Here is a 21,785-nt window from a genome sequence, read left to right as displayed (position 1 = left end):
TCCGCTCAAAGAATTCACAAAAATGTATACGTGCGACCAGACAATGGCGGAAAACCGCCCCAGTTGCGGTGTGCGCTAGTTAACATCGCAACTACATATCAGCAAATCAGGGAGAGGAAACCGTGTCGTTTGTGTTGGTGTCTCCGTCGCAGCTGATGGCCGCGGCGGCCGATGTGGCCGGTATCGGTTCGGCAATCAGCGCGGCCAACGCGGCCGCCCTGGCCCCGACGTCGGTGCTGGCCGCGGCCGGTGCCGATGAGGTGTCCGCGGCGGTCGCGGCACTGTTTTCCGCCCACGCCGGCCAGTATCAACAGCTGGGCGCGCGTGCAGCGCTGTTTCACGAGCAGTTCGTGCAGGCATTGACCGGGGCGGCGAGCGCGTATGCCAGCGCCGAGGCGACCAATGTCGAGCAGCAGGTGCTGGGTTTGATCAACGCGCCCACCCAGGCGCTGTTGGGGCGTCCGCTGATCGGCAACGGCGCCGATGGGACCGCGGCCAATCCCAACGGTGGCGCCGGTGGGTTGTTGTACGGCAACGGCGGCAACGGGTTTTCCCAAACCACCGCCGGGCTCACCGGGGGTACCGGCGGGTCGGCCGGGTTGATCGGCAACGGCGGCAACGGAGGGGCCGGCGGAGCCGGCGCCAACGGCGGCGCGGGCGGCAACGGCGGCTGGCTCTACGGCAGCGGCGGCAATGGCGGCGCCGGCGGCGCCGGCCCCGCCGGAGCCATCGGCGCGCCGGGCGTCGCGGGTGGTGCCGGCGGGGCCGGGGGAACGGCCGGATTGTTCGGCAACGGCGGTGTCGGCGGCGTCGGCGGTGACGGCGGACAAGGCGGCAACGGTGCCGGCGCCGGGGCCAGCGGCACCAAGGGCGGTGACGCCGGCGCCGGCGGGGCGGGCGGTGCCGGCGGCTGGATCCACGGCCACGGCGGCGCCGGCGGTGACGGCGGCGCCGGCGGGGCCGGCGGACAAGCCAGTCCCGGCGCCCCCGGCCCACCCAGCCAACCGGGCGGCGCCGGTGGTGCGGGCGGCGCCGGTGGCCGCGGTGGCGACGGCGGGTCGGCCGGCTGGCTGTCCGGCAACGGCGGTGACGCCGGCAACGGCGGCGGCGGCGGCACCGCCGGCGGTGCCGGCAACGGCGGCCAATTCGGTGGAGACGGCGGCACCGGCGGCACCGGCGGCACCGCCGGCGCCGGCGGCAACGGCGGACGAGGCGCCGTGCTGTTCGGTCACGGAGGTAACGCCGGGCACGGCGGCGCCGGCGGCAACGGCGCGGCCGCCGGCGCCGGCGGCGAACATGTCGTGGCCACCGCCGGTAAGGGTGGTACGGGTGGTGTCGGCGGCGACGGCGGCGGCGGCGGCGCCGGTGGTGGCGGTGGGCTGCTGTATGGCAACGGCGGGGCCGGCGGCGCCGGCAACTCCGGGGGCGACGGCGGCACCGGGCTCAACGCCGCACTAGGTGGTAACGGTGGCGGTGGCGGTGTCGGCGGCAACGCCGGGGCCGGCGGCACCGGCGGGTCGGCCGGCTGGCTGTCGGGCAACGGCGGCGCCGGCGGTAGCGGCGGCAGCGCCGGAGCCGGCGGCGCCGGCGGAAAGGGCGGCGACACCCCCAACGGTCTGGCCATCAATCCCGGTATCGGCGGCAACGGCGGGGACACCGGCAACGCCGGCAACGGCGGCAACGGCGGATCGGCCGCCAGGCTGTTCGGTGGCGGCGGCGCCGGCGGCGCCGGCGGAACGGGCAGCACCGCCGGCAGCGGCGGCAGCGGCGGCACCAACCCGCCGACCGGGCTTCAAGCCGCCGGCGGTAACGGCGGCAGCGGTCACGCGGGCGGTCACGGCGGCAACGGCGGCGGCGCCGGCCTGCTCGGCGGCGGCGGCACCGGCGGCAACGGCGGGGGCGGCGGCCAAGGCGGTCTGGGCGCCGCCGCCGGCGGTGTCGACGGCAACGGCGGCAACGGCGGCAACGGCGGCAAGGGCGGCGACGCCCAGTTGGTCGGTGACGGCGGCAACGGCGGCAACGGCGGCAAGGGTGGCGCCGGCCTGATCGCCGGACTCGACGGCGCCGGCGGCGCCGGCGGAACTCGAGGACTCATCTTCGGCAACGCCGGCACGCCGGGGCAGTAACGACCCAGCCAGCAGCGGCGAGCCAAACTACCCGCCCACGGCACCACCAAGCTCGGCCAGCACGCCGCCGGCCGCCAGCGCACGATAGCCACCGACGACATCGGTGGCCCGGTGCAACCCCAAGTCCAGCAGCGACGCTGCCGCCAGGCTCGAGGTGTAGCCCTCCGAGCACAGGATCACCCACTCGACGTCGTCGTCGACGGCCTGGGGCAGCCGGGCGTCGCTGGTGGGATCGCAGCGCCATTCCAAGACGTTGCGCTCGATCACTAGCGCCCCTGGCACCTCGCCCTCCCGGGCCCGCTGGGCTTGGGGCCGGATGTCGACGAGCACCGCGCCGCGCCGCGCCGCCTCGGGCACCTGGTCGGCCGCAAGGCGCCGATACCGGCGGCGAGCGGCCTCCAGCACCCGGTCGATTCGGCTCATCCCGACCCTTCGGGCTGGTCGGTCAATTCGGTGCGCTGGCGGCGCAGCGTGTTGCGTTCGGTGATCTCGTAGTACGACATCGCCGTCAGCGGCGGCGAGTAGGCGTGCACGCTCAGGGTTGGCGCCACAGCCATCCCGGCCGCATCAGGCCCCCCAATCGGCCGGGGCGCCCACACCACGTCGTGCACCCAACCCAACGGGAACCCTGCCTGATCACCGGCATCGAGGCGGCGCCGTCGCAACCGACGGCCGTCCCAACGATATTCGTTGAGCGACCCGCTCAGCACGGTCAACGCTCCCAGGGACCCGCCATGGTCGTGCAGCTCGGTCGGTTGACCGGGAACCCAGCTAATCAGCCAGATATCCAGCTCCTCGTCACCGTGGATGCGGGTGTACCAGCGCTGCGTCTGCGGGACACCACCGTCGGGTAGCAGGTGGTCGCAGCGCCCGCCAAGCACGTCGTCTGCGGCTTGGTCGGTGGCGCGCAGGAGATCGGCTACACGCAGCCGTGTGGGTCCCGGTGATGGAACCGCGGTGGTTGGCGTGACAAGAGGCATAACCACGGGAGAACTCCAAAGAGTCGAACGGACAGGGCGGACGGCAGGTCAGGGCCGACAACACCCACAAAATCCGTAGCGCTCCATCACGCGGTCAGTCTTGCATAGATTGGGACGGTGCGCCCGAGCCGTTATGCCCCCCTGCTGTGCGCAATGGTTTTGGCGCTGGCGTGGTTGTCGGCCGTTGCCGGCTGCTCTCGCGGCGGCAGCAGCAAAGCCGGACGTTCGTCAAGCGTTGCCGGTACGTTGCCGGCGGGCGTCGTCGGCGTCTCCCCGGCCGGCGTGACCACCAGGGTTGACGCTCCCGCGGAATCGACCGAGGAGGAGTATTACCAGGCCTGTCACGCCGCAAGGCTGTGGATGGATGCCCAGCCCGGCTCCGGCGAGTCGTTAATCGAGCCGTATCTGGCGGTGGTCCAAGCATCGCCATCCGGAGTTGCCGGCAGCTGGCACATCCGCTGGGCGGCGCTGACCCCGGCACGGCAGGCGGCCGTGATCGTCGCGGCGCGCGCCGCCGCCAACGCGGAATGCGGATAACGCTCGGCAATTGAGATCAGGGGTGCAAGAAACTAGTGGCCGGATCCCGATAAGGGCACCTCGCCGAGCAGAATGAAAGCATGCCCGCACCAGCTGCCCTCCGGGTGCGAGGGTCGTCTTCGCCGCGCGTCGCACTGGCGCTCGGCAGCGGCGGCGCCCGGGGTTACGCCCACATCGGAGTGATCCAGGCGCTGCGGGAGCGCGGCTATGACATCGTTGGGATCGCCGGCTCGTCGATGGGCGCGGTGGTCGGTGGGGTGCATGCGGCCGGCCGACTCGACGAGTTCGCCCACTGGGCCAAGTCCCTGACGCAGCGCACCATCTTGCGGCTGCTGGATCCGTCTATTAGCGCGGCCGGCATCCTGCGGGCAGAAAAGATTCTCGACGCGGTGCGCGACATCGTCGGCCCGGTCGCCATCGAGCAGCTGCCGATCCCCTATACCGCGGTGGCCACCGACCTACTGGCCGGCAAGTCGGTGTGGTTTCAGCGCGGCCCCCTCGACGCGGCGATCCGGGCGTCCATCGCCATACCCGGGGTGATCGCCCCACACGAAGTCGACGGACGCCTGCTGGCCGACGGCGGAATCCTGGATCCACTGCCGATGGCGCCGATCGCCGGGGTCAACGCCGACCTGACCATCGCGGTCAGCCTTAACGGCAGTGAGGCCGGCCCCGCTCGCGATGCGGAGCCCAACGTCACCGCCGAGTGGTTGAACCGCATGGTGCGCAGCACTTCCGCGCTGTTTGACGTCAGCGCCGCCCGGTCGCTGCTCGACCGGCCTACGGCGCGGGCGGTGCTGAGTCGCTTCGGCGCGGCGGCCGCGGAATCGGATTCCTGGTCGCAAGCTCCGGAGATCGAGCAGCGTCCAGCCGGCCCACCAGCTGACCGCGAGGAAGCCGCTGACACACCCGGGCTACCCAAAATGGGCAGTTTCGAGGTGATGAATCGGACGATCGATATCGCCCAATCCGCACTGGCGCGCCATACGCTGGCGGGCTATCCGGCCGACCTGCTGATCGAGGTACCGCGTTCAACGTGCCGAAGCCTGGAATTTCACCGCGCGGTGGAGGTGATCGCCGTCGGCCGCGCGCTGGCCACCCAAGCCTTGGAAGCATTCGAGATCGACGACGACGAATCTGCCGCTGCGACCATCGAGGGCTGATCAAACGCCGAGCAGCCTGGCAACGGCTTGCGCTTCGCGGCGGCCCTGCTGACGTCCGGCCATCGCCGAGTTCACACGGCAGAGCGGATCCAGCGGGTTGGGCCCGAAAGCCGCCAACGAGTCGTCGTCGGCGAACACGGCAAACACCATGCCGGTGGCTGCCGCGATCTCCGCGGCCGCCCCGCCGCCAAAGGGCGACGGCGCGTCGGCGCCGGCGGGCACCAAAACCACGGCGGCATCACAATCGTCGGCGACACCAAGGTTGACCGAGCTGGCCACCCCGCCATCCATGTAGCGGCGGCCGGCAATTGTCACCGGAGGCCACGCCCCCGGCACCGAGCAACTGGCCGCCACCGCGTCGACCAGCGCCACATTCGACTCGCGATGGAAAACAACCAATTCGCCGGTGGCGATGTCGATCGCGGTGACCCGCAACACCCGGTCCGGCCAGTCGTGCGACGGCAAGCGCTGGGCGATCACCTGACGGCGGACGGACTCCGGAACGGTGTCGACCGCCAACGCCACGGCACCGATCCGTTGTAGCCGCCGGCGCGTCGAAATGTGCGGCTCGGTCACGGCAGTCAGGAAAAGATCAGTGATGGCATCGATGTCGACACCGGGATCGATCTCGGCCGACGTCTCGGCGAGCTGCCGTTCGTACAGCGTGTCGAGCGGGCAGCCACTGCTGATCTGCGCGGCGACCGTTGCACCGGCCGATGTCCCGACCAACACATCCGAATCCAGTAGCAGCCGGGCCGCCGCCGGCGATTCGTCCGCGATGCCGCGCAAAACACCTGTTTCCCAGGCGATTCCGGCCAGTCCTCCGCCGGCCAATACCAGCGCGCGTCTAGTTGTCACGAGTTCACGCCGACGTGTGTTGCGCATGCAGTACCGGCTCGCTGAGATCTTCCCGGCGAATCGGATGTCTGGGTGGATCAGGTAGCACCAGACTCCTGTTGACCCGCAGGGCGGCGTCCACGTGGACCAGCTCCCCCGCGTCCAGCAGGCGCCAACGCGGGTTGTCATCCATCGGTTCAGTCGCGAACACCACCGACGACCGTTCGCGCAAGTGCGTCGAGTGTGCGCGGATTCGCTTGCTTCGCAAGTGGAACTCGGGCGCACCGTCGCCGCGGCGGTCCAAGATATACAGCTCGTGGGACTCCGGATACCGCAGTGCCCATACATCGGTCGCGGTGCTGAGCAACACGTTGACGGCATAGATCGGCACATTCGCCGCGAGCCACCTCAGCGCGTCAATCAGACCGGCTGATTCGTTGCCGTCCCGGGCGCGGATCGAAGCGGTGATCAAAGCGAATACGCGCTCGGAGTCGGTCTGGCCCAACACCAGGTCATCGGCGCCGACCTCGCGCAGCCGTTCGTCGAGGACATCCAGTCCTTCGACCACCCCATTGTGTGCGAAGATCCGCCCGTCTTGCAGGAATGGGTGGGTATTGCGGATGTCGAGCGACCCGGTCGTCGCGTAGCGAACATGGGCGACGAACGTCGTGCCGGTCAGCTCGTGGGCTTCGGTGGCGAAGTCGGCGTCTTGCCAGGCCGCTATTGGTTGCTTGTGTAGCCGCGGCTGGTGGTGTTCGTCGAATACACCAAGGCCGGTGCCGTCGGGGTTTCGTCGGCTTTGCTCGGCCAGGCTATCCGAGGCGTTCAGCAACCAAAACGTCGCGGTGACAGCATCGGTTCCGGAGTGCAAGCCAAAGAGTCGGCACATGACCCCGACGGTAGACGAAGCCGGCAGCGCCGCTCAGCCCACCAACAAAGCGGAAAGCTTCTCGAGCACCCCGCGCGCGTAGCCCCGCCACATCCTGGCGAACACCGGCAACACCGGCGCGGCCAGCGCCGATCTAGGATGGATGGTCCATTGCCAGGTCACCGTGGTTCCGGTATCCGCGGGAGCGAAGCTCCACTTGCCCTCCACCAACGCGACCAGCGGCGCCAACGGGCCCTTGATGTCGGTGAGCGTGTAGCCGAACGACCGCGGCGGGTCGACACTGGTCAGCTCCTCGCGCACGCGCCCGCCGCCGACCATCGTGATGACACGGGCCTGTCCGACAGAATCCCAAGCACCCGTTTGATCCCGGACCTCCTTGATTGGTGGGATCAGGCCGTACCAGTGCGAACAAATCACCGGCAGCGCTGCCGCCAGCGTGCCACCGAACGCATCCTCGGATTGCACCGGAATCGCTCGCGATTGCTCGACGACGACAGACTTTGCCATTGGATTACCCGTCCGATTCTCGACATCCCGGCCGGGGACGCCGCCAGCAACTCTAGCGTGCCAGCCCGGGAGCGGCCCGGCCGGTGATGAGCGGCAGGTCGAAAAAGCTCTGGATCCCCGCCGGGGCGGCGCAGGTTGCCGGGATCGCGTTGACGCAGTGCGCCGCGGTTGCCACGATCCCGGGGTTGCTCTTCAAGCCGGCCGCCACGGTCTGCGGTTGCCAACCCTTGATGGTGACGCAGGTGTCCGGGCTGCCGCGCACTTCGATCTCGTAGCGTTCTCCGGCCGGCCCGAATGACCAAGGGGGATCCAGATTTTCCGATCCCATCAACCAGTTCACGGCGATCTGGACGACCACTGTGTCCTCGACCAGCGCCTCCCAATGGAAGCGGCGTCCGGCCACCTGTCCGGGCTCAATTACTCCGATCGGCGAGTCGATCGGGGCGGTCGCAACCGCCACCTCCTGCGAAGTGCGGATCTGGGGGTCGGCGGCAAAGCCCAACCGGTCGACACACAGCCGTACCGACTGCAGGAAGCCCCCGTCCAGAATTTTCTGCATCGGTCCGGTCAACGCGCTGTCCGGTGTGCCGCCGAAACCCATCACATAGCGCAGCACGTCCGGCGCTCCATAGCTGCGCAGATCCGAAAACTCTTCGGAGCGAACAAAAGTCACACCGGTGGACATCACCGACAGGAGCAACGGGAACAGCTCGGTGACAGCCCCGGGCCCAATTCCGGCGCCGTGCAGCGTCGCATTGCCGGCCTGCGCGGCGACTTCCAGTGGGGCGGCCTCCTTTTCACTCGGATAGAACCACCCAAGCGGAGTGACCACGTTCTTGCCCGAACGCAACAGCGCGGCGACTTCGTCGACGCTGGGCAGCAATGGCGCGTAGATCACCGCGTCGGCGTCCAGCGCCAAAACGTCGTCGATGCTGTTAGTCGCGATCACGCCCAATGGTGGTGAACCGATGATTTCGCCGACGTCTTTGCCGCTCTTGGCCGCCGAATGCACCCAGCAGCCTACGAGTTCGAGTTCGGGATGCTGCAGCACGCCTTTGATCGCCGCCACACCGACCGATCCCGTCGCCCATTGAATGACCCGCAGGCTCATGGTCACCTTTCTACCCGCGAGCAGACGCAAAAGCCCCCATTTCGACACGAAAATGGGCGATTTTGCGTCTGCTCGCGCGGGTCAAGTGTGCACCTCGGTGATCTGGTAGGCACCTTCGGCGTAGCGAGAACGGATGGCCTTCTTGTCGTACTTGCCCACGCTGGTGCGGGGAATCTCGTCGACAAACGCCCACCGCTCCGGCAACCACCAGCGAACGACCTTGTCCGCCAGGAATGCTCGCAGATCACCAGCACTAACGGTGGCCCCTTCCCGAACTACGACAACCGCCAGCGGCCGTTCCTGCCAGCGCTCGTCGGGAACGCCGACGACCGCGGCCTCGAGCACGTCCGGGTGCGCGATAAGGCAGTTCTCCAACTCAACCGAGGAGATCCATTCACCGCCGGACTTGATGACGTCTTTGGCGCGGTCGGTCAGGGTGATGAAGCCTTGCTCGTCGATGCGGCCGACGTCACCGGTGCGCAACCAGCCGGAATCGAACTTGGACTCGTCACGTCCCCCGTAATACGAGCCAGCAATCCAGGGCCCGCGAACCTCCACCTCGCCAACGGCGTTGCCGTCGTTGGGCAGCACCTGGCCATCGTCGTCGACGATCCGGGTCTCCACCCCGCACACCGGTTGGCCCTGAGTGATGCGGAATGCCCAATGCTGGTCGTCCGGGGTGCCAGGTGGCGGCCAGGCCATGGTGGCCAGCGGCGATGTTTCCGTCATGCCCCACAGCTGCCGAATCTGGACATCGTGCTTGTCCTCGAAGGTGCGCATCAGCGATTCCGGAACCGCCGATCCGCCGCAGGCGACCAGACGCAGCGATGACATGTCGTGATCGGGGTCCTTCTCTAGGTAATGCATGACGTCGTTCCAGATGGTTGGCACCGCGCCGGCCAACGTCGGCTTCAGCGTCTCCACCATGTGGATCAGCGAGCGGGCGTCGAGATGCCGATCGGGTAGCACCAAGTCCGCACCCGCCATCAAGGCCGCATACGGTAGCCCCCACCCGTTGGCATGAAACATCGGCACGATCGGCAGCACCTTGTCACTGGACCCGACCCCGATACCGTTTGTGGTGCAGGCCGCCATCGTGTGCAGAAAGCTCGAACGATGGCTGTATACAACGCCTTTGGGATTGCCGGTAGTACCGCTGGTGTAACACATTGCGGCCGCGGAGTTCTCATCGATCTGCGGCCACCCGAAGTCGGGGGATTCGGCGTCAATTAATTCGGCGAAGCGCAGCACGGTCTTGCCAGCTTCCCGCAGCGGCGTCGTGTCGCCCTCTCCTACCGCGATCACGGTATGCACGGTGTCGAGTTTGGGCAGCACCGGCGCGAGCAGTCTGGCCAATGACAAGTCGACCAGAATGACGCGGTCTTCGGCCTCGTTGGTGACATAGGCGATCTGCTCGGGGAAGAGCCGGATGTTGAGGGTATGCAGCACCGCGCCCATCGACGGGACCGCGAAGTAGGTCACCAAGTGTTCGGTGTTGTTCCACATGAACGTGGCAACCCGCTGGTCCCCGGTAACACCGAGGCGGCGCAACGCATTTGCCAGCTGGCCAGCTCGTTGCCCCACATCGCGATAGCTACTGTGCCGATAGCCCTCACCCGTCGCGGTGGTGACCGTGCGTCGCCCGTGGACACCGCAGCCGTGGCGCATGATCGCGGTGATCGTCAACGGAAAGTCCTGCATCGTGCCGTACATCGATGTACCGCCTTACGGGTCTCGGCGCGCCTCATGTCCTCCTCGGGCGAATGCTATCGCCGCGAGAAGTCATGAGAAACGGGTTCCCCCGAGAAGCGCGTTCGAGCTAGGCGAGCGCCGGCGCGTACTGCTGCAGCTCAGGCGAGAACCACTGCATAGACCCGCGGCGCTGTAGCGCCAGCTGCTCGGTCCCGGACACGATGGTCGAGGCAACCGCTGTCCTGGTGATGGTGCCGGAGTAGTCGGCGATGTACAGGTACTTTCCGTCCGGGCTCTCGACCACGCACGACGGCTGGCCGGTCCTGATCGTGCCGATGACATCGTGCGTACGGGTGCACAGCACGGTCACCCGATCCTCGCTGACCAAGTAGGCGCGATCCGCGTCGCCGCTAACGCTCACCCGGGTGACCAACCCGCCGATCTCGCTGATCGCGCGCGAGCTGGTGATCTGGTGGGTGCGAGTGTCGATGACGTCGACCACTGCCCCGAAGTCGGAGCCGCAGCTGGCGACGTAGGCGATGGCACCGTCGGGGCTGAGCGCGACGTCGCGGACCGATGACCCGATGTCGATGGTCGCCACCACGCGCAAGCCCGCCGCCGCCTGGTTACCCCGGGGTTTGGAGCTCTTCTGCCGCGAACGCGAGCGACTCCCGATGCGTCCCCCGTCGGACTGCGCGCGGGTCGTGATCACGACGAGCAGGCCGCCGGATGGCCCATTGGCGCCGACGTACAGGACACTTCCGTCCGGGCTCATCCGCACGCATTGCGTGGTGGTGCCCGGCGCCTGGGAAACGTCTACGACGTCGATCAGTGCGCCCGTCGTCGTGTCCAGCACCGCAACGTCAGCACCGCGAGTGCCATTTCGGCTGACGTACAGGTACTTGTCGTCCGGGCTGAGTGTCAGGTCGCTCACACTGAGCGCCAGCGGATGGGTGCCGAGAACGGTGTTCGTGGCCACGTCGATGACCGCGATCGCGTCGTACGCCGACGACACCGTGCTGACGTACGCGCGGTTGGCTTCCGCATTGCCCATGGCGATCGCGAACGGTTCGTTGACACTGGTGACGGTCTGGGTGACCCGGCAGGTGTCGGTGCCGACGACCGAGACGGTGTCGGTGCCGTTGTTGGTCACTACCAGCAGACTGCCGTCGCGGCTGATGGCGATGCCACCGATCGGACCGCCCTGCACCGGAATCTTGACCACGGCGGAGCCCGGTGCGGTGCCGAACTCGAAGACCTGGGCATCTCTGCTCTCTCGAGCGACCTCCCGGCCGTTCATAACGCTCATGCGCCGCTCCTCCTCATCACTTCGTTCCGCATCGTCGCCGGCGCGGCTCATACGCGCCGCTCCTCGCTTGCTGTGTCTGCGGGCCTCCAGGCTTGCGACAGCACAGCAACCGTGCTGTGCGACGCCGACTGCCCGGGATTCGCCGCATTTCGGCACCAAAAGCGCTGATTCATACTGGGCTGGAATAAGTCTAGCGACCAAATTCTGATCAAAAATTTCACGAATTAGACGCTGTTACCTAGGTCACGTGACCGACTTATGTTCCGCTCAGGATACCGATCATGACGTATCCCGATACGGGGTATGTGGCAAACCAGTGCTATGAGCAGTAACTGCAGTTTTAGCGTACTTCGCTAACAACCAGCACACGCTCCCCATAACTGGGAAATAAGAAATTCTCATAATTCAAATCAAAATGAGGCTAATATCACATTGCACACGAGTAGGCAGGTCTCAGCATATTTCGTCGGCCCTGCGACGTGAACGCCTCATGGTCAATGTCGACGGCAAGTGGCTGTATCGAATATATTTTCGATGAGACTGGTTAGTGGTCACAGGCGGCGGTGATCGCTGAGGTCGGTGCGGCCTTGCGGATCAGCCAGGGGCCAACGGCCAGCCAGCTGCGGTATGCGCGAGTGCCTAGCCATGGTCGGCCAAGTCTTCACCGCCGGCGACATCGACTACCGGATGTTTCAAACGATCGTGTGTCGCAGCGATCTGACCGTCGACGGTGAGGTGTTGGCGCCGTGGCCGCCGAGCTCGCTCTCAGGGCGGCTCGCTGGCCGTCGATGACCCAGCGCCGGCTGGCCGTCCACGTCGATGCAATCGTGGCCCGCGCCGATGCGCTGCGCCGGCAGAAGAAGACTCAGGCCGATCGGAATCTAGATTGGGCACAGCCAAGACGGTGTCCGCGAGATCGCCGGCAGCCTGCTGCGCCCCGACACCCACGCCCTAGATGAGGTTGACCATGCTGGCGGCCGCCAACCGGCGAACAAACCAAGCACTAGCTGAACTGAGTGTGCGGCCGCGGCAGGGCGACGCCGTCGACGGTGAGGTCGACCTTCTCGTTGTAAAACGCCACCAGGCCGGCGATCGGGGCAACGGCGGGCAGTGGATAGTGATACGTCCAGGCCAGGTCGCGGTGCACGGCGTCGCCGACGCGCACAGACCAATAGCCCGACGTCGTCCCCTTGTACGGACACAACGTCTGCGTCGAGGTGGGCTCCAGATGCTCGAAAGCGATGTCGGCCGGATCGATGTAATACCTTGTGGGTATCCCAGTTTCGAATAGCAGAACGGGCGATCGGGTGTCAGCGAGCACAATGCCGTCCAGCTCGACACGGACGTGTCGGTGCGAGCGCAGCGCATCGGCCCGCTGATAGGGATTGCGCGGATGGCCGTAGATCGGCTCGTCCTCCTCGAACCACCGCAGCGGATCCCAGTTGAAACGCACGGTGCCCGCCACCGGGCTGTCGCCGTCGACATCGAATACCCGCGCCGCCGATCGGTGGGTCTGACCGGCGCTTACCAAGGAGTGCAGCCGCGACGGACCCAGCTGCACTCGCTGCGGGTGGTTCTCGTCGCGCAGGAACTCCATGCGGACATCCGCCAGCGGGATGTAGTACTGCGGGTAGTAGGGAACCTCCCAGACATAGCGCGCCGCACTGGTGTCGAAGACGAGCACATGTCCGAGATAGCCGCGAACTCGCCGCGGGGCCGGTTCTATTCTTCCCCGGGTAGCAGCCATTTGGGGGTAATCCACGCTCATCGCGATGCTCCTTGTCCGGCCATAGCAACAGGCGGGGCGTAGGTGGCCCGACGGGAGTCGCCCCGCTCAAACCAACGTATCGCCAGGTTGGGTTGCTGGCTTGAGCGGCGAGCAGCAGCAGTGCCCAACGCCATGACTTGCCAACAACGATTTCCCCGTGCCCCCAGTCGGACTCGAACCGACACTTGACGGATTTTAAGTCCGCTGCCTCTGCCAATTGGGCTATGGGGGCGTTGCAGTTCAGACGCGCTATCTCATGCCCGGAGCCCGACTCTGTTCCGTCTCCGCATACCGCAGTGATACCGCAGTGTTCTCGATGACTTTGCACAGCGCATCGGCCACACCGCTAGATCGTCGTTGAGCAGATGGCCGTGCCGGTCGAGCGTCATCGCCGCTGCTGCGTGTCCAAGGAGCCGTTGCACGACCTTGACGTTAGCGCCTGCGCTGATCGCCAGCGAGGCCGTGGTGTGCCCCAGACCGTGCGGTACCAGCCTTCGATCCCGACCTGGTCGCCGGCGTTGTCGAATGCCCAGCGGTATTCACCGAGAGGCAGGAATCCGCCCTTACGGCCGGGGAACACCAAGGCGTTCGGGTCGGTGGGCAACTCGGCATGGAGCCTGCGCCAAACAGGCTCAGGCACTGGTACGTGACGATCCCGCTTCGTCTTGGTCGTCGACTCAACGATGCCCTTGCCGGTCACCGCCGTAGGGGACGATCGGACGGTCAGCACGCGATCCCCCACATGCTTGCGCCGCAGGGCAACAGCCTCACCGAACCGTAAACCGCCGTAAGCCGCAGTAGCCGAGCACCAAGGTGAGCGTTTCGAACCGGCCCGTGGCCCTGGCGAGCATCAACAGTTCGGCATGGGTCAGGTACCTGCGCGTCAGGTTTGCGCTGGAAGCTCTTGCTGTGCTCCTCTCCGCCGCCGTCAACCCACCTGACGCGCCAGCGCGAAACCCTGCCGCAGACAGCAGACCGCACGGTTCGCCTGTTCCCGTCCGGCCCTTTGACCCGCTTATGCCAGCGGTCGTCAATCCCCGCCCGTTGATGCCTGGTTGCCACCGCGTCGACGGTACCGCAGTGATCCGCGGTACCTCCTCCGCTTGGGTCGCCCGGTCGCCGGCTTCAACAAGACAGCCTGCCTATGTCTCGATGGGCCGCACACCGATGAAGGCGGCGAGCGCCGCAATGTCCCGGTCTCGGTCGTAGCCGCGAAGTAGTTCGACGTAAGCGCAGTTTATCGAGCTCCCAGTCATACTGCAGCTCGGTGGGATTCTGAACCGTCGCGTACACCAAATCAGCGAGAAGCCTTGTGGTGCGCCCATTTCCATCGGTGAACGGATGGATTCGCACAAGGTCTGCATGAACAACAATACCCAGTTGCCGACCGGTCCAATCATCGGTGTGCACCCAGCGGTACGCGATGGTGTCGAGCGCGTTGCGTACCTCGACGGCGACCTGCTCCGGTGCAACACCGATGTTGAGTTCACGTCGTCACCACCGCCCGGCCCAGTCCTATACCGGACCAAACATACGCGCGTGGAGATCGCGGACGAAATGGTCACTGAGAAGCTCATCAAGCGACAACGAGCCTTCAACAGCCGTCGGCATCAATAGATCGAAAACCTGGTCCTGAAGGCCCTGTTCGAGGTCATAAACATCAGCGCGCGTGATCGGCTTGTCCAACACCTCGACAACCTCGGGGAGCAACGCGGCCAGTTCGTCGTGCGGAAGCGGGGTCTCACCGTAGCCGGGCGTCAGCGGCATCTGGACTGCGGTGACCGCTGCTTCTCGATATGCGCTGCAACGGCAGCTGACCGCTTGTGACCAACGGGGACAACCCGGCGTTCCAACTTGGCTGAGGCCCTTGTGGCGCGCGACCCCGCGTTCTTCACAGCAGTCCATGAGACGACCACCTTCTTAGGCGTCTCACCGCCCACGGTTGCTCCTTCACCAAGCATCGACAAATCCCCATGCTACCGGCGCCAACCGACGGTGGCCTCGCAATGTCAGTGCCCCGCCGTACTCCCAATAGCCATGCGCCCGCGGGGCCTGTTCCCGATTTCCTCAGGCATCGATACGAAACGTCTACACATAGAGTTATCTGCCTACGTTCCGTACCAAAGACGAGTGGGATAGGCGCCGTGGAAGCCCTGACACCGAGCACTGCGGGGCGGGCCGGCCTCGCGCAGCGCGCTTTACCGCGGCGCGCAGGCAGGCCGCTGGGACCGCATCGCCCGCGGCATCTACCTACCCGTAGACGCGTCGACCGCCGACTGGGATCGGATCGAGGCCGCCACGCGCCGCCCCGACGCTACGATCTGCCTGGCCTCCGCACTCACGCACCACGACCTGACCGACGCGATCCCCGCCGCGCTGGACATCGCCATCCCCCGCTGGTCGAGGACACCGGCCAGCACAGGCGCGATTGCGTGGCACCACTTCGACCGGGCCACATTTTAGATCGGACGCGACGAGATCACGATCCCGGGATCGGATCAGACAATCGGAATCTAACTCACCCGAGCGCTCGATCGCCGATACATTCCGGCTCCGCTACGAAGTCGGTTACGAACTGGCGCGTGACGCGCTGCGAGAGTGGCTGCGCCGAGGCGGCAAACCCGCCCGGCTGATCGAGATCGCCACCCGCCTACCGCGGGAGAAGTCCCCGGTCTTACAAACATTGGCGATGCTGGCGTGAGCTCCGGCGACACGGTGTCCCGCCGGATCCAATCCTCGCTCGTTCTACTGCCTCGAAGTGCGGGACCGGCGCACCGACGCAGGAGTACCTGACTCGACACACCCTCGAATCGTTCCTGGATCGGCTCACCCGCACCTCGCATGCCGCAGACTTCGTCCTCAAAGGCCGGATCCTGCTGGCCGCCTACGGCGTTCGGCACCCGACGAAGGACACCGACTCCAACGCCATGCGCGCCGACGTCACCGCCGAGCATCTCACCCAGGTGGTTCGCGACATCGCCGTGATCGACATCGACGACGGGGTGGCGTTCAACCTCGACACGAGCAGCGTGCAGGAAATTCGCGAGCGGGCCGACTACCCGGGCCTGCGCGTGCGAGTCGCTATGTCGGTCGGACCGTGGCAGGGCATCGCGGCCTGGGATGTGTCCACCGGCGAACCGATCGCGCCGTGGCCCACACGGGTGACCATCGACCGGATCCTCGGCGAGCCGATCACACTCCTGGGCTACGCGCCCGAGACCATCATCGCCGAGAAGGGAGTGACCATCCTCGAACGCGGCATCACCAGCACCCGCTGGCGGGACTACGTCGACATCGTCCAACTCGACCGCCGGGGCATCGACGACGACGAGCTGCTCCGCTCGGCCAGGGCAGTCGCACAATACCGCGGCGCCACTCTCGAACCCGTCGCGCCTCACCTGGCCGGTTATGGCGCAGTCGCGCAAGCGAAATGGGCGACCGAACACGGACGCTGCCAGCACTGTTGGAGACATTGGAAACCAGCCCATGTCGGGAGGAGAAACATGGATCTGCTGGACGCAAAACAAGTTTCGGAGATGATCGGCGTTCCCGTCGGCACTCTACGGCACTGGCGGCACTCGGACATCGGACCGGCGAGCTTCACCTTGGGACGGCGCGTCGTGTACCGGCGCGACGAGGTGTCGCGCTGGATCTCAAAGCGGGAGAGCGCAACTCGACGTTGAGCTGGCGCCCGACGACGAACTGCGTGATCGGCTTGCCCGGGTGATCGCCAGCACGTCGCGATTCAGCGCCAAGGAGACCATCGACACCGTGCCGACGAGCCGCTACGCGCTGCGCACGCCGCTCGCCTCAGCGACGTGGAGCCTGGCTCCAACCAACCTCACCGGGCCGACGAGTACCCGCGCTCGGGCTGGGCCGCCTGTGCCTTCGCTGATTCGGTCGGCTGATGGCGGTATACCGAACCCCGATAGGAACCGATCAGGCGACCGAATATCTTGCTCTCGAGCAAGCGGACCACCCGGTCGCCGTACCGCGGCGAGAACGCGTCACCCACCATGAGCAGCCGCGGCTGAAATGGAACGACTACGCGGGCGCGCCGCCGCGCCACACCGTCAAGCACCGCTGCCGCGACCCAGTGAACGGGAATGGGCGTGAGGCTGCGAAACGGCGGCGGCATGTCGGCGGGGTCGACGTTGGCCAACAGCGGTGTCTGGGTCAGCGCCGGGTGGATCACCGAGACGGCGATTCCGCTACCCCGCAGCTCTTGGCGCAACGCATCGGAGAAACCGGCGATCGCGTGCATGGCGGAGGAGTAGCCGGCGAATCGCGCAAAGGCCTTGCGACCCACCACCGACGACATGTTCATGATCCGTCCCGATCGTTGCTGCTTCATGATCGGCAAGACCTCCCGCACCACGCGCACCGTGCCGAGGTAGTCGATCTCCAGCATCTCGCGAGTGTCGTCAAGGAAGGTCTCTGCGTCGACCGGGCCTACCAGCGAGACGCCGGCGTTGTTGAACACGACGTCAATGCGACCAAACTCGCCGACCACGTCGGCAACCATGGCGCGCACGCTCTCCGACGACGAGACGTCGAGCGGGGCGACCATCGCCCGCCCACCCGCGGCCTCGATCTCCCGGGCAACCCGGCGCAACGCACCCTCGCGGCGCGCCGCCAAGGCGACCACGGCGCCCTCACGGGCGAATGCCTTCGCGGTCGCCTCCCCGATGCCGCTGGAGGCACCGGTGATCAACACCACCTGGTCACGAAATCTCTGCCTAGCCATCATTTGCTCCTCAGTTGGGTGTAACTACACATATATGCGCAAAAAAGATCACCGACACGCCTCCGCCGCCTGACCCAGATTCGCGATGTCGCGTCGCACCCGTGGCCAGTCACCGACGCTTGCGGTCACCTCCGCCTGCACCCCGCGCCATAGGGGCACCGCCTTTTGCAGTGCCGCGCGGCCCTTCGCGGTCAGCTCGATGCGCTTGCACCGCGCGTCGGCACCCGCCATGACCCGCACCAGTCCGTCGCGCCTCATCACCTCGAGGTTGCGGGTTAGCGTCGTGCGTTCAACGCCGATGCGGGCGGCAAGCTCGCTCATCGTGAGGTCGATCCCGGCGCTGCCTTCCGACAGCGAGATCACGGCCAGCGTGCTGAATTGGGTGTTCGTCAACCCGCTCGGCCGCAGCGCGCGATCATAGGCCTGGCCGAGCTGTCGGGCCGCCCGCCGGGTGGTGTAGCAAGCGCATTCGTCGAACGCCGCCCCTTTGCCCATTACTCCAGACTCGTGTAGCTACACGTATTTGTCAAGACCCGTCAAAGCCCTGCCCCCTAGAGCTAGCCCGAAGTGTGGGTTCCGCCCGCCACCATGCTCCGCGACCTGGTGTTGCTTGACCCCGACGGTGAGCGACTGGTGTTTGGCATGCGCGCCCACCCGGACAGCGCCGCCTTGCTGACCCGTGCCGACGACCTGGAGGAGCTGATCGGGTTCGCGGCCCGCCAGCGAAGTGCAAGCGTCGGATCGCACGTGGCAATCGAACTTCATCCGTAGATGGTACTTCACTGAAACAGTAGAGTATCGTCCCTTAGTGAAGTATGATGCCTCCATGTCTTGGGACGAACGCACCGTGAGTGCGCTGGAAGGCGCGTTTCGCAGCGAAGTGCGCGCACGACGCGTAAACGGCCCTCATCGCGACGTGATTGTGTCGCTCGACGGCGCAGAGTTCCTGGTTCGCTGGCTCACGACTGGTTGGCCCCGTCAGGTAGCCGAGGCACTCCACGCCACATCCCGGCCCGACATTTTGGCTGCACCCACGATGTCTCCTGGTGCCCGGAAGGCGGCACATGACGCCGGTGTTGGGTGGGTGGACGAGTCGGGCGCTGCCGATATCCACTACCGAAACACATCAACTGGAACCACTCTGGTGATCGAGACGAAAGGCGCGCCACCTGCCCCACTCGACGCGCGCATAGGCTGGCGCCGCGCCACACTTGCCGTATGTGAAGCGCTGCTGGCGAACATCGCCGGTCCAACTGTCGCCTCGGTTGTAGAGGCCACCGGTCTCTCGATGGGAAGCAGCGCTCAGGCGTTGAAGTTTCTCGAAAAAAACGGCCATCTGGCCAGTGCCACTGCCCGCGGCCCGAAATCGGCGCGCCTGATCGTTGATCGCGATGCGCTGTTGGATGCATACGCTGAGGCAGCAGACAAGCTTCGGTCGCCGATTTCTATTTCGACTGGTGTGCTGTGGCGCGATCCGACTGCCGGCGTGGTCAAGGCCGGCCAGTTGTGGGATGCCGCAGGCATTGAGTGGGCAGCCACAAGCGCGTTGTCGGCGAGCCTGCTCGCGCCAATGCAGACGGAAATAGCTCCGATGGAAATCTACGTGCCCGGGCGATCATGGAGCGATCTTCGCCGTGCAGCAATGGCTGCGGGATTGCAGGAAATCGCCGGCGGTCGGTTGATATTGCGCTTCTTCCCGACCCCAGCGTGCGCCCGGCTGACCGAACAGAACCTGCAGGGGTTTAGGTCGATGTTATGGCCGAGGGTATACGCCGACCTACGCACGGCCGGCGTCCGCGGCGAAGACGCGGCGGAACATCTACGCGAGGCGATGACCAAATGAACGACGAAGAGCCACCGCGCTCTGCTGCGGCGCGACGGGCGGCCGAATTGGCTCTCGTGCGAGTGGTGCATCACTACGGGAGGGAGACCCTCCACAGTGACAAAGCCATCGCTAACTGGGCCCCCGGTCACTACTGCGACGGCTCGACTTCGGGCAGCTGCTGCGGGCCCACAAGGGCGAAGGTCGATACGTCGAACTCAAGATCGCGCCCTTCGACTGTGACGACGATACGAGCGTGTGCTCCGGCCGCACTCACGTAACTCGCAAGAGTTGACAACAGCAAGTCGTGCTGGCGTTCTACCTTCGGCCAAGGCCAGGGACGTGGTGTACGAGTGAAGGTTCCTCGCGTGATCCTTCGGGTGGCAGTCTAGGTGGTCAGTGCTGGGGTGTTGGTGGTTTGCTGCTTGGCGGGTTCTTCGGTGCTGGTCAGTGCTGCTCGGGCTCGGGTGAGGACCTCGAGGCCCAGGTAGCGCCGTCCTTCGATCCATTCGTCGTGTTGTTCGGCGAGGACGGCTCCGACGAGGCGGATGATCGAGGCGCGGTCGGGGAAGATGCCCACGACGTCGGTTCGGCGTCGTACCTCTCGGTTGAGGCGTTCCTGGGGGTTGTTGGACCAGATTTGGCGCCAGATCTGCTTGGGGAAGGCGGTGAACGCCAGCAGGTCGGTGCGGGCGGTGTCGAGGTGCTCGGCCACCGCGGGGAGTTTGTCGGTCAGAGCGTCGAGTACCCGATCATATTGGGCAACAACTGATTCGGCGTCGGGCTGGTCGTAGATGGAGTGCAGCAGGGTGCGCACCCACGGCCAGGAGGGCTTCGGGGTGGCTGCCATCAGATTGGCTGCGTAGTGGGTTCTGCAGCGCTGCCAGGCCGCTGCGGGCAGGGTGGCGCCGATCGCGGCCACCAGGCCGGCGTGGGCGTCGCTGGTGACCAGCGCGACCCCGGACAGGCCGCGGGCGACCAGGTCGCGGAAGAACGCCAGCCAGCCGGCCCCGTCCTCGGCGGAGGTGACCTGGATGCCCAGGATCTCTCGGTAGCCCTCGGCGTTGACGCCGGTGGCGATCAAGGTGTGCACCCCGACGACGCGGCCTGCCTCGCGCACCTTGAGCACCAGGGCGTCGGCGGCGAGGAAGGTATACGGGCCGGCATCGAGCGGGCGGGTCCGAAACGCCTCTACGGCTTCGTCGAGCTCTTTGGCCATGATCGACACTTGCGACTTGGAAAGCTTTGTCACACCAAGTGTTTCGACCAGGCGCTCCATCCGGCGAGTGGATACTCCCAGCAGGTAGCAGGTCGCCACCACGCTGGTCAGTGCGCGTTCAGCTCGCTTGCGGCGCTGCAGCAGCCAGTCCGGGAAATAGCTGCCCTGGCGCAGCTTGGGGATCGCGACGTCGATGGTTGCGGCACGGGTGTCGAAATCACGGTGGCGGTAGCCGTTGCGCTGATTGGACCGCTCATCGCTGCGTTCGCGGTAGCCCGCCCCGCACAGGGCGTCGGCTTCAGCCCCCATCAAGGCGGCGATGAACGTCGAGAGCAGCCCGCGCAGCAGATCCGGGCTCGCCTGTGCGAGTTGGTCAGCCAGAAGCTGCTCGGCGTCGATAAGATGAGAAGAGGTCATTGCGTCATTTCCTTCGATTGACTTTTGCTGGTCGTTTCGAAGGATCACGCGATGACCGCCCACTACTGGGCTACGACACGCCCACCGGCCTTACCTGCCCGTACACCACACCCCTGGACGTAACTGCTGATATTATCGAGGCTCGGCGCCACGTTCCGGCCAAACACCAGGTTTCCCCATCGGCGCCGGACAGTTTGAAAGTCCAAGCACGGGTGGGATGGAATCGACGACAGTTGAGCGCCGTCGGTGGCCGTGGTCAGCAGCTGTTCGCGAACGCACCAGGTCACATCCCTTCGACATCTCACCGACGTGGCACGGGCGACATCAACAGGAAGATTGACGAATCCCTCGCAGGCGCGGCACGTCCGCAGGCCAACGCCAACTACGGGGCCACCAGCGATCCTCCGCTCACGCACCAGCCCAAGCCAGGCTCACCCACCCAAGTCGGCCCGCGCTCTCCCTCGCCCCCTGGTCTCCGGGGCCTTGTTAAACAACTACCGGAAGTCCACCAATCCTCGCTGCATCTCGACACCGTCGCCTCACTCCCTTCCTCCCGCCCCTCTCCACACCACACACCTCTTGCATTAAGGTCACGGAGCGGTCACTTTTCGCCGGACGAAATTCGCAATCGGCGCTCGCGCAAGAGATCACAGAGCCACAT

18 protein-coding genes, 1 tRNA gene and 3 other annotated features are annotated in these 21,785 nt (G+C 66.2%); of the genes, 5 read left to right on the top strand and 14 right to left on the bottom strand.

Features of this window, described 5'->3' with window-relative positions:
• Positions 1 to 122 precede the first annotated feature (122 nt).
• Complete coding sequence (gene PE_PGRS19 / locus Rv1067c) at positions 123 to 2,126, top strand: PE-PGRS family protein PE_PGRS19 (RefSeq protein ID YP_177780.1); 2,004 nt, start codon at positions 123 to 125, stop codon at positions 2,124 to 2,126.
• Between the two features lie 27 nt (positions 2,127 to 2,153).
• Here PE_PGRS19 and Rv1066 read toward each other — a convergent pair whose 3' ends face one another.
• Both Rv1066 and Rv1065 read right to left on the bottom strand, forming a co-directional pair.
• Positions 2,154 to 2,549, bottom strand: coding sequence for a hypothetical protein (locus Rv1066; RefSeq protein ID NP_215582.1), 396 nt, complete (start codon positions 2,547 to 2,549; stop codon positions 2,154 to 2,156).
• Positions 2,546 to 3,112, bottom strand: a complete 567-nt coding sequence (locus Rv1065; RefSeq protein NP_215581.1) for a hypothetical protein — start codon at positions 3,110 to 3,112, stop codon at positions 2,546 to 2,548. Before Rv1065 ends, Rv1066 begins: the two co-directional genes overlap by 4 nt.
• Before the next feature lie 111 nt (positions 3,113 to 3,223).
• On the opposite strand from Rv1065, the gene lpqV reads away from it, so the two are divergent.
• Positions 3,224 to 3,643: a lipoprotein LpqV gene (lpqV, locus tag Rv1064c; RefSeq protein ID NP_215580.1), complete on the top strand. Its 420-nt coding sequence runs from the start codon at positions 3,224 to 3,226 to the stop codon at positions 3,641 to 3,643.
• 80 nt (positions 3,644 to 3,723) lie between these two features.
• Positions 3,724 to 4,806 carry an NTE family protein gene (locus tag Rv1063c; RefSeq protein ID NP_215579.1) on the top strand — a complete coding sequence of 361 codons (1,083 nt, stop codon included), beginning with the start codon at positions 3,724 to 3,726 and terminating at the stop codon, positions 4,804 to 4,806.
• Here the strand turns inward: Rv1063c and Rv1062 are convergent, their stop codons facing one another.
• The 9 genes from Rv1062 to Rv1052 all read right to left on the bottom strand — a co-directional run bounded on the left by Rv1062 (position 4,807) and on the right by Rv1052 (position 14,824).
• Positions 4,807 to 5,664 (bottom strand): hypothetical protein, encoded by an 858-nt coding sequence (locus Rv1062; protein NP_215578.1) that lies wholly within the window; start codon positions 5,662 to 5,664, stop codon positions 4,807 to 4,809.
• A 4-nt stretch (positions 5,665 to 5,668) separates the two neighbouring features.
• Positions 5,669 to 6,532 (bottom strand): hypothetical protein, encoded by an 864-nt coding sequence (locus tag Rv1061; RefSeq protein ID NP_215577.1) that lies wholly within the window; start codon positions 6,530 to 6,532, stop codon positions 5,669 to 5,671.
• A gap of 33 nt (positions 6,533 to 6,565) precedes the next feature.
• Entirely contained in the window at positions 6,566 to 7,039 is a 474-nt protein-coding gene (locus Rv1060) for a hypothetical protein (RefSeq protein ID NP_215576.1), read from the bottom strand.
• A gap of 52 nt (positions 7,040 to 7,091) precedes the next feature.
• A complete protein-coding gene (locus Rv1059; protein ID NP_215575.1) occupies positions 7,092 to 8,156 on the bottom strand; it encodes a hypothetical protein in 1,065 nt (354 codons plus the stop codon).
• Between the two features lie 75 nt (positions 8,157 to 8,231).
• A complete protein-coding gene (fadD14, locus tag Rv1058; protein NP_215574.1) occupies positions 8,232 to 9,863 on the bottom strand; it encodes a fatty-acid--CoA ligase FadD14 in 1,632 nt (543 codons plus the stop codon).
• 106 nt (positions 9,864 to 9,969) lie between these two features.
• Entirely contained in the window at positions 9,970 to 11,151 is a 1,182-nt protein-coding gene (locus Rv1057) for a hypothetical protein (protein NP_215573.1), read from the bottom strand.
• Positions 11,152 to 11,202 (bottom strand) — a repeat region (51 bp Mycobacterial Interspersed Repetitive Unit,Class II).
• 952 nt (positions 11,203 to 12,154) lie between these two features.
• Positions 12,155 to 12,919, bottom strand: coding sequence for a hypothetical protein (locus tag Rv1056; protein ID NP_215572.1), 765 nt, complete (start codon positions 12,917 to 12,919; stop codon positions 12,155 to 12,157).
• A 158-nt stretch (positions 12,920 to 13,077) separates the two neighbouring features.
• A tRNA-Leu gene (gene leuX, locus Rvnt17) sits at positions 13,078 to 13,151 on the bottom strand.
• A 1,283-nt stretch (positions 13,152 to 14,434) separates the two neighbouring features.
• Positions 14,435 to 14,824, bottom strand: a complete 390-nt coding sequence (locus Rv1052) for a hypothetical protein (protein NP_215568.1) — start codon at positions 14,822 to 14,824, stop codon at positions 14,435 to 14,437.
• Positions 14,825 to 15,231: 407 nt separating this feature from the next.
• Positions 15,232 to 15,322, bottom strand: a sequence feature (mpr5, fragment of putative small regulatory RNA (See DiChiara et al., 2010), ends not mapped, ~100 nt band detected by Northern blot.).
• Between the two features lie 524 nt (positions 15,323 to 15,846).
• Here Rv1052 and Rv1051c point away from each other — a divergent pair.
• On the top strand, positions 15,847 to 16,602 hold the full coding sequence (locus Rv1051c; RefSeq protein ID NP_215567.1) for a hypothetical protein: 756 nt from the start codon (positions 15,847 to 15,849) through the stop codon (positions 16,600 to 16,602).
• Positions 16,603 to 16,760: 158 nt separating this feature from the next.
• Here the strand turns inward: Rv1051c and Rv1050 are convergent, their stop codons facing one another.
• Both Rv1050 and Rv1049 read right to left on the bottom strand, forming a co-directional pair.
• Positions 16,761 to 17,666, bottom strand: a complete 906-nt coding sequence (locus Rv1050; protein ID NP_215566.1) for an oxidoreductase — start codon at positions 17,664 to 17,666, stop codon at positions 16,761 to 16,763.
• A gap of 48 nt (positions 17,667 to 17,714) precedes the next feature.
• A complete protein-coding gene (locus tag Rv1049) occupies positions 17,715 to 18,161 on the bottom strand; it encodes a transcriptional repressor (RefSeq protein ID NP_215565.1) in 447 nt (148 codons plus the stop codon).
• Between the two features lie 232 nt (positions 18,162 to 18,393).
• On the opposite strand from Rv1049, the gene Rv1048c reads away from it, so the two are divergent.
• Positions 18,394 to 19,509 carry a hypothetical protein gene (locus Rv1048c; RefSeq protein NP_215564.1) on the top strand — a complete coding sequence of 372 codons (1,116 nt, stop codon included), beginning with the start codon at positions 18,394 to 18,396 and terminating at the stop codon, positions 19,507 to 19,509.
• Between the two features lie 305 nt (positions 19,510 to 19,814).
• Positions 19,815 to 21,249 (bottom strand) — a mobile genetic element (IS1081-1, len: 1435 nt. Insertion sequence IS1081. This region is a possible MT-complex-specific genomic island (See Becq et al.,2007).).
• On the opposite strand, the gene Rv1047 is transcribed toward Rv1048c, so the two are convergent.
• Positions 19,877 to 21,124 carry a transposase gene (locus Rv1047; RefSeq protein ID NP_215563.1) on the bottom strand — a complete coding sequence of 416 codons (1,248 nt, stop codon included), beginning with the start codon at positions 21,122 to 21,124 and terminating at the stop codon, positions 19,877 to 19,879. It overlaps the preceding feature by 1,248 nt.
• Positions 21,250 to 21,785: the final 536 nt, after the last annotated feature.

It is taken from the genome of Mycobacterium tuberculosis H37Rv (assembly GCF_000195955.2).
Classification (GTDB): Bacteria; Actinomycetota; Actinomycetes; order Mycobacteriales; family Mycobacteriaceae; genus Mycobacterium; species Mycobacterium tuberculosis.
Note: the sequence above shows the minus strand (reverse complement) of the source record. Positions and strands in the feature narration are given on the sequence as shown.